We start from the raw sequence: 10,440 nt of genomic DNA, 5'->3' as shown, positions 1-10,440 counted from the left end.
CGACTTTCTTCCACATCTAACGCCACCACTTTAGCCGCCGGGGCTTGTTCTAAAATATGAGTGGTTTTGCCCCCGGGGGCGGCGCAGGCGTCTAAAATCAATTCGCCGTTTTGGGGTTCAAGTAATAATCCCGACCATTGCGCGTGAACATCTTGCACCGTTACCCAGCCTTCTGCAAAATGGGGTAAATTTTGCACCGCACTTGGGTTTTCTAACCGCAAAGCATGGGGATTTTCCGCACTAAACGCGTTGATTTCACTTTCCGCCAACAATAACTGACGATAGTTTTCTGTGGTGCAATGTTGCTGATTTACGCGAATCCACATAGGCGGTTTTTGATTATTGGCATCAATAATTTCGCGCCAATTGGGGTAAGCTTTTTTCAGCTTGTTAACAAACCAGTCCGGATGGTTGGTTTGCCAATGTTTATCCACAACGGCAAGCACATTTTCTTGCTCGCGCAGAAAACGGCGCAGCACACCATTGGTCAATGCACGGAAATTTTCTGATTTTAAATCCTTAATGGCGTTAACGGTTTCGTTTAATGCCGCGTGTTCAGGCACGCGCATATAGAGCAGTTGATACAAGCCAACAAGCAGTAAACAATGCACAATGCGCGTTTTACCCTTCAGTGGTTTATCCACAAGCAAGCGAATAATCCATTCTAAACGCACTAAGACGCGGCAAACGCCAAAACAGATTTCTTGCAATAAGGGCAAATCTTGGGCTTTTACCTGTTGTTGCATTTCAGGGATTAAGGTGGATAAAGATTTGCCTTGATCCAACACTTGCAAAATAATTTGCGCGGCTACGGCACGCACATTTTGCGTGGTTCGTACGGGCTGATTTTTCGCAGAAAGTGCGGTGTTTTTTGGCGATGTTTTTACGCGTTTAACAGGCTTTTGGTTGCTTTTCATAGTTGCTCACCCAAAGTAAACCAATCTGCACGACCGTTTAAGAAATCTTGGATCATCATCGGCTTTTTGCCTGATGGCTGTAATTGTTTAATGTTCAACACACCGTCCGCGGTGGCAATTTGTAAGCCTTTTTTATCAAAGGCAAGTACCGTCCCAATTGGCTTATCTTGGTGCGGCAAAACCTCTGCTTGATACACTTTAATACGCTCTTCCGTGCCGTTTACGTTGACCGTTAAATACGCCACCGGCGCAGGATTAAAGGCGCGAATATTGCGTTCAAGCTGGCTTGCGGAAAGCGACCAATCCAATTTGGCTTCTTCTTTGCTCAATTTGTCCGCGTAATTGCTTTGGTTGTCGTCTTGTTGCTCAGGGGAAAATTTGCCTGTTTCCAAATGATCTAACACATCAATCAACGCAGGTGGCGCCAGCTCTGCCAATTTATGATAAAGGCTGGCTGAGGTTTCTGTGGCGTCAATATCACAATACACTTTATGCAACATATCGCCGGTATCCAAGCCTTCGTTCATTTGCATAATCGTCACGCCTGTTTGCTTATCGCCTGCCCAAATTGCGCGCTGAATCGGCGCCGCACCACGCCAGCGCGGTAAAATCGAACCATGCACATTTAAACACCCTAAACGCGGTGCGTCTAATACTGCTTTCGGTAAAATTAAACCATAAGCCACCACCACCATCACATCGGCGTTGAGTGCTTGTAATTCTGCTTGCGCCTCTTCTTTACGCAGGGATTTCGGTTGGTAAACGGGTAAGCCATTTTGCTCTGCCAACTGTTTAACCGGGCTGGCTTGCAATTTTTTACCACGCCCGGCCGGTTTATCAGGTTGAGTGTAAACCGCAATAACATTGTGTTCGGAGTTTAATAAAGCTTGAAGATGTTGGGCGGCAAAATCAGGTGTGCCGGCAAAAATAATATTGAGTTTTTTCATGATTAAAGTGCTACGTTAAAAATAAAGGTTAAAATTTAGCCTTTGGTTGCTAACCATTGCTGCTGGAATGCAGTCAGTGTTTTGTTGTTATTCAACCAACGTTCAGTTTTGGTTAATTCATTCCAACTATAGGATTTTTTCTTAAACAAGGATTGCAAACGGCGTTGGCGAGCTTCAAAGTGCGGTGGATTTTCATTAAGTTTTAAGTTATCCAACACTTGTACTACACCCTCGGGTTCGTTGCAAAGTAATAACAAATCGCAACCTGCCGCAAGTGCTTTTTCGCTACGCGCCACAAAATCCCCCATAAAACCTGCGCCTTTCATCCCCAAATCATCAGAGAAAATCGCGCCATTAAAGCCAAGTTGTTGGCGCAAAATCTGTTGCAACCAATAGCGCGAACCGCTGGCCGGTTGATTATCGCATTGGGTGAAAATCACATGTGCCGGCATCACGGCATCCAGTTGATTTTGTGCAATCAATTGTTTAAACGGCTGAATATCTCGTTCAAAAATCACCGCACTTGGGCGTTCATCAAAGGGCGTTTCTAAATGGCTATCTGCAATGACGTGACCATGCCCGGGAAAATGTTTGCCTGTGGTTGCCATGCCGGCTTGTTTCATCCCTTTAATATAAGCACTGGCTAAACAAATGGCCGATTCCACATCGCCACCAAAACTGCGGTCGCCAATCGCCTTACATTCGTGCCCAAGATCCAACACAGGTGCAAAGCTGAGATCAATATCCAGCGCGGTCATTTCTGCCGCCATTTGCCAACCTGTTTCTTGGGCAAGACGTAATTGTTCGTTCACATCTTTTTCCAATGCGGCAAAAGATTGCATTGCTGGCAGTTGAGTAAAACCGTCACGGAAACGTTGTACACGCCCACCTTCTTGATCAACAGTAATCAACAGCGGTTTCTTGACGCGTTGACGTACATCTTTGATCAATGCTTGAATTTGTTCGCGATCATAAAAATTACGCGTAAATAAAATCAGCCCGGCCACAAGGGGATGTTCGAGTAATTCGACTTCTTCTTGCTGTAATGCTTGACCTTTTAGGTCGATAAGTAAGGTTGACATAATGCCTTTTCCTTATTTTTGATATTGTTATATATAAATCAGTTCCTCAAATAAAGTCGATAATTCACACTTTCCGCAGTGGGTTTTACCAATGGGATAGCTTGTTTTTGTTGAGGCTGTAACATCAATGCACCACGAAATGAATCTTGGGTCGGGCTAGCAGGTTGGGTCACACCATTTTCTGTATACCAAAACAGATCATAATAGACCTTAATTGCTTGCTGACTCGTGTTTTTCACCCAAGCCTCGTGAGATTGTGCAGCCGCATCTATAAAAGGATGAATTGCGGCATCAATATTCAAAATCGGGTTGTGGGTTTTCACCAAGTTTGGTGTGGCGGAACAAGCTGTTAAAAAAAGTGCGGTTAAAATGAGCGATATTTTTTTCATCACTTGACTCATATCATAAAAGTATTATTTCGCACGCATGGGGCCAAGATGCTCACCACCGAGAAGGTGCATGTGAATATGGAACACTTCTTGTCCGCCATGTTTGTTACAATTCATAATCAAGCGATAGCCATCTTCCGCAATACCTTCTTGTTGTGCAATTTTAGCGGCAACGGTGAATAAACGTCCCAATGTGGCTTCATCTTCAGTTGTCACATCATTTACCGTTGGGATTAGTTTGTTAGGAATAATTAAAATATGGGTTGGTGCCTGTGGGGCAATATCGCGGAATGCAGTGACTAACTCGTCTTGATAAACGATATTAGCAGGGATTTCTTTACGAATAATTTTGCTGAAAATGGTTTCTGCTGCCATGGTTCAATTCCTTAAAAAGTGGGAGGGTTTCTCACCGCACTTTTTAACAGATAATGAGCAAAAAGGCAATTTTACTGCTACAGAGTTTGATCTAGCGCAAGTTTCCGTATCTTTCTCTGAAATCCTTTTTACTTTGACTGGGTTCTCACCTATAATTAAAAAAATTTATAAAATTTCAAAAATATTTTAGTTTGAAGTTTTTCGTATTTCCCATAAAATACGCGCATTTAACTCTTATAAGGTATTAAACCCAAATGGCAACTGAAGAAAAGATGTCCTCCGTGGCAGCAAATCCAACACAAATGGCGCAAATTGGCGAAGATGCGGGTGCATATAAAGCCAGTAAAAATCAATTCTATTCATTCCTTTCTGCAATTTCTGCAGGCGCGTTTATCGCGTTAGCATTCGTTTTTTATACCACCACTCAAACAGGAAATGCCGGGGCACCTTGGGGGTTAACCAAACTCGTAGGGGGTTTAGTGTTCTCTTTGGGCGTGATTATGGTGGTAGTTTGCGGTTGTGAACTCTTTACTTCATCGACCATGACCATGGTAGCACGTGTCAATAATCGTATTTCAACTTGGCAAATGTTACGTAACTGGGTTGTGGTGTATTTTGGTAACTTTATTGGTGGTTTATTTATTGTGGCGTTAATTTGGTTTGGCGGGCAAACCATGGCGGCAAACGGTCAATGGGGCTTAACTATTTTAAATACTGCACAACATAAAATTCACCACACTTGGACGGAAGCCTTTGCTTTAGGTATGTTGTGTAACATTATGGTTTGCTTGGCGGTCTGGATGACTTATGCAGGCAAAACCTTAACAGATAAAGCTTTTATTCAAATTTTACCTATTGCCTTGTTCGTTTCATCAGGATTTGAACACAGTGTTGCCAATATGTTTATGATTCCAATGGGAATGATTACAGCACATTTCAGCAGTCCTGAATTTTGGCAATCTATCGGATTAAATCCTGAACAATATGCTGATTTAGATGTCTATCATTTTGTAGTGAAAAATTTAATTCCTGTTACCTTGGGTAACATTGTTGGCGGTGGCGTTTGTGTGGCATTAATGCAGTGGTACACCAACAAACCACACGCCCATCATTAAGATTTAAGTGTAATTTGGCGTAAGTACGGTAAAAATTTTGCTGTTTTTTATCACCGCACTTACAAGGTTTCAACTATATCAATACTAACAGAAGGAAGTATTAAATGGCTCAATTAACAGAAGCTCAACAAAAAGCCTGGGCCGGTTTTAAACCAGGTGCATGGCAAACTGAAGTTAACTTACGTGACTTCATTCAAACAAACTATACACCGTATGAAGGTGATGAATCATTCTTAGCAGGCCCGACTGAAGCGACCACAACATTATGGGCGCAAGTGATGGAAGGCATCAAAATTGAAAACAAAACTCATGCGCCATTAGATTTTGATGAGCATACACCATCAACAATTACGGCTCACGCACCGGGTTATATCCAAAAAGAATTAGAAAAAATCGTAGGTTTACAAACTGACGCGCCATTAAAACGTGCCATTATGCCGTTTGGTGGTATCAACATGGTTAAAGGTTCTTGCCAAGTTTACGGTCGTACCTTAGATCCACAAGTAGAAAAAATCTTTACTGAATACCGCAAAACTCACAACCAAGGTGTATTTGATGTTTACACACCGGACATCTTACGTTGCCGTAAATCAGGCGTATTAACAGGTTTACCGGATGCATACGGTCGTGGCCGTATTATCGGTGACTACCGCCGCGTTGCGTTATACGGTGTTGATTTCTTAATGAAAGACAAAAAAGCACAATTTGATTCTTTACAACCACGTTTAGAAGCGGGCGAAGATTTACAAGCGACTATCCAATTACGTGAAGAAATCGCAGAACAACATCGTGCTTTAGGTCAAATGAAACAAATGGCTGCGTCATACGGTTTCGATATTTCAGGTCCTGCGACAAACGCACAAGAAGCCATCCAATGGACTTACTTCGCTTACCTTGCAGCGATTAAATCACAAAATGGTGCAGCGATGTCATTTGGTCGTACAGCAACATTCTTAGATATTTATATCGAACGTGATTTACAAAACGGCGTAATCAATGAAACTGAAGCGCAAGAATTAATGGACCACTTAGTAATGAAATTACGTATGGTTCGTTTCTTACGTACACCTGAATACGATCAATTATTCTCCGGTGACCCAATGTGGGCGACTGAAACTATCGCTGGTATGGGTTTAGACGGTCGTACATTAGTAACTAAAAATACATTCCGTATTTTACACACCCTATACAACATGGGGACATCGCCAGAACCAAACTTAACCATTCTTTGGTCTGAACAATTACCGGAAGCATTCAAACGTTATTGCGCAAAAGTATCTATCGATACTTCATCTGTTCAATACGAAAACGATGACTTAATGCGTCCGGACTTTAACAACGATGACTATGCTATCGCATGTTGTGTATCACCAATGATCGTTGGTAAACAAATGCAATTCTTCGGCGCACGTGCTAACCTTGCGAAAACATTGTTATACGCAATCAACGGCGGTGTGGACGAGAAAAACGGTATGCAAGTGGGTCCAAAAACTGAACCTATGATGGATGAAGTATTAGACTTTGATACTGTAATGACACGTATGGATGGTTTCATGGATTGGTTAGCAACACAATATGTGACTGCGTTAAATATCATCCACTTCATGCACGATAAATATTCATACGAAGCGGCATTAATGGCGTTACACGATCGTGATGTTATCCGTACAATGGCATGTGGTATCGCAGGTCTTTCAGTGGCGGCTGACTCATTATCAGCAATTAAATACGCGAAAGTGAAACCAATTCGTGGCGACATCGAAATCAAAAATAAAGCAGGCGAAGTAACTGGTGTTGCGAAAAACTTAGCTTTAGACTTTGAAATTGAAGGTGAATATCCACAATTCGGTAACAACGACCCACGTGTTGATGATATCGCTGTTGACTTAGTTGAACGTTTCATGAAAAAAATTCAAACGCACAAAACTTACCGCAACGCGACTCCAACACAATCAATTCTTACTATTACCTCTAACGTGGTTTATGGTAAGAAAACAGGTAACACACCTGATGGTCGCCGTGCTGGTGCTCCATTTGGTCCAGGTGCTAACCCAATGCACGGTCGTGACCAAAAAGGTGCGGTTGCATCATTAACATCAGTTGCTAAACTTCCGTTTGAATACGCGAAAGATGGTATTTCATATACTTTCTCAATCGTACCAAACGCATTAGGTAAAGATCCGGAATCACAACGCCGCAACCTTGCCGGCTTAATGGACGGTTACTTCCACCACGAAGCGACTGTGGAAGGTGGTCAACACTTGAACGTAAACGTATTAAACCGTGATACATTATTAGATGCGGTTGAAAACCCGGACAAATACCCACAATTAACCATTCGTGTGTCTGGTTACGCAGTACGTTTCAACTCATTGACACGTGAACAACAACAAGACGTAATTACTCGTACATTCACAGAATCAATGTAATTGAGTGATTAAAACGCAATAAAATTCAACCGCACTTATTCGCAAGAGGAAGTGCGGTTATTTTTTAAAGCATTTAAAAAGGAAAGGCTATGACAATTTTAACTACAGAACAGGTTTTATCTGCTTTCAAAAATCGAAAATCTTGCCGTTATTACGATCCGACACGCAAAATCAGTGAACAGGATTTTCACTTTATTTTAGAATTAGGACGCTTATCGCCCAGCTCTGTGGGTTCTGAACCTTGGAAATTTATTGTGCTACAAGATCCTAAATTGCGCGAAGCGATTAAACCCTTCTCCTGGGGAATGGCAACTGCCTTAGATGACGCAAGCCATATTGTAGTCATCTTAGCGAAAAAAATGCGCGCTATGACAGCGAGTTTATGCTCGAAGGCATGAAACGCCGTGGTGTAACTGAGCCTGAAGCCATTGAAAAAACCATCGCAAAATATAAAGATTTCCAAACTAATGAAATGAAAACCTTAGACGATGAACGTGCCTTATTTGATTGGTGCAGCAAACAGACCTATATTGCCCTTGCCAATATGATGACGGGCGCGGCGATGGTTGGCATTGATTCTTGCCCAATTGAAGGTTTTAATTATAACAAAATGAACCGTGTATTAGCTGAAGCCGGTTTATTTGATGCCAATGAATGGGGCGTGTCCGTTGCCGTTACATTCGGCTATCGCACCCAAGAAATCGCACAAAAAGCCCGTAAATCACAAGAGGATGTGGTGATTTGGGCTTAATAAAATTGTATAAATTTACTCAAGGCTGGAATGGCGGTTGGTGAGCTTGTCGAACCATAAGCCATTTCAGTGCGTTGCACAAGACTTACGTTTCGACAGACTCAACGACCGTCTTGTGCAAGTGCAACTTTTTTTTGGGGGGGGGCAGCTCAGCTCGTATAGGGTCGTCAGCAGTCTAAGATGAACAATTCCCCCTTTATTTTCTGCACTAATCACAAATCACCAAAACAAACCTGTAATGCGGTAATCGCAGTTAGAGCAGCAGTTTCAGTACGTAAAACCCGTGGACCTAATAAAATTTCAGTAAAACCCTGTTGTTCGGTTTGGGCGATTTCTTGTGGTGATAATCCCCCTTCAGAACCAATAAGTAAACGCACCCCTGCCGCAGGAATATTAGGCAGGGTTTTAATGGAATATTTTGCTCTTGGATGCAAATTAAGCTTTAATGCGTCATCATTTTCTGCACACCAATCTTGCAATTTCATCATTGGGCGAATTTCAGGAACCACATTACGTCCACACTGTTCGCAAGCGGCAATAGCAATTTTCTGCCATTGCTGAATTTTTTTGCCCAAACGTTCACCATCCAGTTTTACGCCACAACGTTCAGACCATAATGGCGTAATCACATTAACCCCCAGTTCCACGGATTTTTGAATAGTAAATTCCATACGATCTCCGCGCGAAATGACTTGCCCTAAATGAATAGGTAATGGACTCTCTCGGTCAGCAAATTCGCGTTTTAAAATTTCAACTTCTACTGTTTTTTTGCTTGCCTGAGTAATCCTTGCGGGATAAATATAGTTTGTGCCGTCAAATAGTTCAATTAGCTCACCTGCCTGCATCCGCAACACGCGCCCCACATGATTTGCCGCGTCATCGCTCAATTGGCAATGAGTTTGACTTTCGAGATTTTCAGGATGATAAATTCTTGGAATTCGCATAATTATTCATCTTCATGGCTAAACAACGCATCAATAAACTCATTCGCATTGAAAGTGCGTAAGTCTTCAATTTTCTCCCCCACACCGATATAACGAATAGGCAAGTTGAATTGGTCGGCAATAGCAAAAATCACACCGCCTTTAGCTGTGCCGTCAAGTTTGGTTAAGCTGATGCCTGTTAAGCCCACTGCTTCATTAAATAATTTGGCTTGGCTAATGGCATTTTGCCCTGTGCCAGCATCAAGGGTTAGCATAATTTCATGAGGTGCGGTTTCATCGTATTTCTTCATAACGCGTACGATTTTTTTCAGCTCATCCATCAGATTATTTTTATTTTGCAAACGCCCTGCGGTGTCCGCAATCAGAATATCAATATTACGTGCGGCTGCAGATTGCATCGCATCAAAAATTACCGAAGCAGAATCGGAACCTGTACTTTGTGCAATCACAGGAATATGATTACGTTCCCCCCACACCTGTAGCTGTTCCACCGCGGCAGCACGGAAAGTATCACCGGCGGCAAGCATGACAGACTTACCTTGCTGTTGGAATTGGCGTGCGAGTTTACCAATAGTGGTTGTTTTACCCACACCATTCACCCCTACCATTAAAATCACATAAGGCTTTTTATTTGTATCAATTTCAAGGGGTTGTTCCACCAGTTTTAAGATTTCCGCCATTTCGTGCTTTAACTGTTGATAAAGCAAATCAGCATCTTTTAACTGTTGACGAGAGGCGTGCTGTTCTAAATTTTTGATAATTTTCATGGTGGTTGGCACGCCAATATCTGCCACTAAAAGCTGTTCTTCTAATTCTTCAAACAGCTCGTCATCAATTTTTTTGCCTAAAAAGAAAGAACGGAAACCTGCGCCAATGTTTTGTTTAGTTTTAACCAAGCCTTTTAATAAACGACTGAAAAAACCACCCTCACCGGGTTTTTCTTGTGTAATGGCATTGTCTGAAATAGCTGTTTTTGTACTGTCTTCGGCTAAACCATCCGAAATCTCAGGCAGTGGCTCTTCTAAAACATCTGATATTTCAACCGCACTTTCCGTTTCTGCTGCGGTTGCTGCTGTTTCTTCTGGTTCCGTTAGGGTTTCAAGCACTTCTGCCGTTTCAGACTGTGGCGTAATAAACTGCTCCGGCTGTGTTGGCTCAAGGGCAGTTTGATTATCAAACGAAGTTAACGTGGCTTCTGATTGAGCGAAGTTTTCGATGATTTCTTTCGTTTCTTGAGCCAGCGTTTCATCGAGTTTTTCAGTAATTTCATCTAATTTTTGCTCGATTTGCTCGCTGATATTCCCAACGCTGTCTTCGGTTTTATCTGTGAGATTATCATTTTTTTCTTCTACCGTGGCCTGAGGTTCTTTTTTACCCAAACCCAACCAAGACCAAAAACCACCTTTTTTCTTTTCTTCTGCCATAAAATCTCTCAAAGTCTGTTAAAATATTGAACATTACAAAATGTTTTTAAGTTTATCATTTATCCAT

The 10,440-nt window shown here is 42.1% G+C and carries 9 protein-coding genes and 1 pseudogene; 3 read left to right on the top strand and 7 right to left on the bottom strand.

The genetic code is table 11. The features are described from left to right. The 5 genes from rsmB to hinT form a co-directional block, all read right to left on the bottom strand. Window positions 1-917 (bottom strand): 16S rRNA (cytosine(967)-C(5))-methyltransferase RsmB (rsmB, locus tag Q0O89_RS06480; protein WP_293730900.1); only part of this gene is annotated, 917 nt, incomplete at its 3' end. Next, a complete protein-coding gene (gene fmt / locus Q0O89_RS06475) occupies window positions 914-1,864 on the bottom strand; it encodes a methionyl-tRNA formyltransferase (RefSeq protein ID WP_293730898.1) in 951 nt (316 codons plus the stop codon). The genes fmt and rsmB, both read right to left, overlap by 4 nt. A gap of 35 nt (window positions 1,865-1,899) precedes the next feature. Further along, complete coding sequence (nagZ, locus tag Q0O89_RS06470) at window positions 1,900-2,946, bottom strand: beta-N-acetylhexosaminidase (RefSeq protein ID WP_293730896.1); 1,047 nt, start codon at window positions 2,944-2,946, stop codon at window positions 1,900-1,902. A gap of 38 nt (window positions 2,947-2,984) precedes the next feature. After that, a complete protein-coding gene (locus tag Q0O89_RS06465; RefSeq protein WP_293730895.1) occupies window positions 2,985-3,335 on the bottom strand; it encodes a hypothetical protein in 351 nt (116 codons plus the stop codon). A 24-nt stretch (window positions 3,336-3,359) separates the two neighbouring features. Next, the gene (hinT, locus tag Q0O89_RS06460; RefSeq protein WP_293730894.1) at window positions 3,360-3,710 is read right to left on the bottom strand and encodes a purine nucleoside phosphoramidase; all 351 of its coding nucleotides are present in this window, start codon (window positions 3,708-3,710) and stop codon (window positions 3,360-3,362) included. Window positions 3,711-3,964: 254 nt separating this feature from the next. On the opposite strand from hinT, the gene focA reads away from it, so the two are divergent. The 3 genes and pseudogenes from focA to Q0O89_RS06445 all read left to right on the top strand — a co-directional run bounded on the left by focA (window position 3,965) and on the right by Q0O89_RS06445 (window position 8,005). Beyond that, on the top strand, window positions 3,965-4,825 hold the full coding sequence (gene focA, locus Q0O89_RS06455) for a formate transporter FocA (RefSeq protein ID WP_273397786.1): 861 nt from the start codon (window positions 3,965-3,967) through the stop codon (window positions 4,823-4,825). 104 nt (window positions 4,826-4,929) lie between these two features. After that, on the top strand, window positions 4,930-7,254 hold the full coding sequence (pflB, locus tag Q0O89_RS06450; protein WP_273314461.1) for a formate C-acetyltransferase: 2,325 nt from the start codon (window positions 4,930-4,932) through the stop codon (window positions 7,252-7,254). Window positions 7,255-7,343: 89 nt separating this feature from the next. Further along, window positions 7,344-8,005 (top strand): annotated as a pseudogene (locus tag Q0O89_RS06445) (NAD(P)H-dependent oxidoreductase). 212 nt (window positions 8,006-8,217) lie between these two features. Here Q0O89_RS06445 and rsmE read toward each other — a convergent pair. Further along, window positions 8,218-8,949 carry a 16S rRNA (uracil(1498)-N(3))-methyltransferase gene (gene rsmE, locus Q0O89_RS06440; protein ID WP_293730892.1) on the bottom strand — a complete coding sequence of 244 codons (732 nt, stop codon included), beginning with the start codon at window positions 8,947-8,949 and terminating at the stop codon, window positions 8,218-8,220. Between the two features lie 2 nt (window positions 8,950-8,951). Continuing rightward, window positions 8,952-10,373 (bottom strand): signal recognition particle-docking protein FtsY, encoded by a 1,422-nt coding sequence (gene ftsY, locus Q0O89_RS06435; RefSeq protein WP_293730891.1) that lies wholly within the window; start codon window positions 10,371-10,373, stop codon window positions 8,952-8,954. Window positions 10,374-10,440: the final 67 nt, after the last annotated feature.

Origin of the sequence: uncultured Actinobacillus sp. (assembly GCF_945915845.1) — a bacterium.
Classification (GTDB): Bacteria; Pseudomonadota; Gammaproteobacteria; order Enterobacterales; family Pasteurellaceae; genus Exercitatus.
The sequence above is the reverse complement of the archived record's forward strand: the minus strand, read 5'-3'. Positions and strand labels throughout refer to the sequence as shown.

Bases quoted from the DNA above. Each gene is read 5' to 3' on its own strand.
- fmt (WP_293730898.1), bottom strand. From the start codon at position 1,864: ATGAAAAAACTCAATATTATTTTTGCCGGCACACCTGATTTTGCCGCC.
- nagZ (WP_293730896.1), bottom strand. From the start codon at position 2,946: ATGTCAACCTTACTTATCGACCTAAAAGGTCAAGCATTACAGCAAGAA.
- Q0O89_RS06465 (WP_293730895.1), bottom strand. From the start codon at position 3,335: ATGAAAAAAATATCGCTCATTTTAACCGCACTTTTTTTAACAGCTTGT.
- hinT (WP_293730894.1), bottom strand. From the start codon at position 3,710: ATGGCAGCAGAAACCATTTTCAGCAAAATTATTCGTAAAGAAATCCCT.
- focA (WP_273397786.1), top strand. From the start codon at position 3,965: ATGGCAACTGAAGAAAAGATGTCCTCCGTGGCAGCAAATCCAACACAA.
- pflB (WP_273314461.1), top strand. From the start codon at position 4,930: ATGGCTCAATTAACAGAAGCTCAACAAAAAGCCTGGGCCGGTTTTAAA.
- rsmE (WP_293730892.1), bottom strand. From the start codon at position 8,949: ATGCGAATTCCAAGAATTTATCATCCTGAAAATCTCGAAAGTCAAACT.
- ftsY (WP_293730891.1), bottom strand. From the start codon at position 10,373: ATGGCAGAAGAAAAGAAAAAAGGTGGTTTTTGGTCTTGGTTGGGTTTG.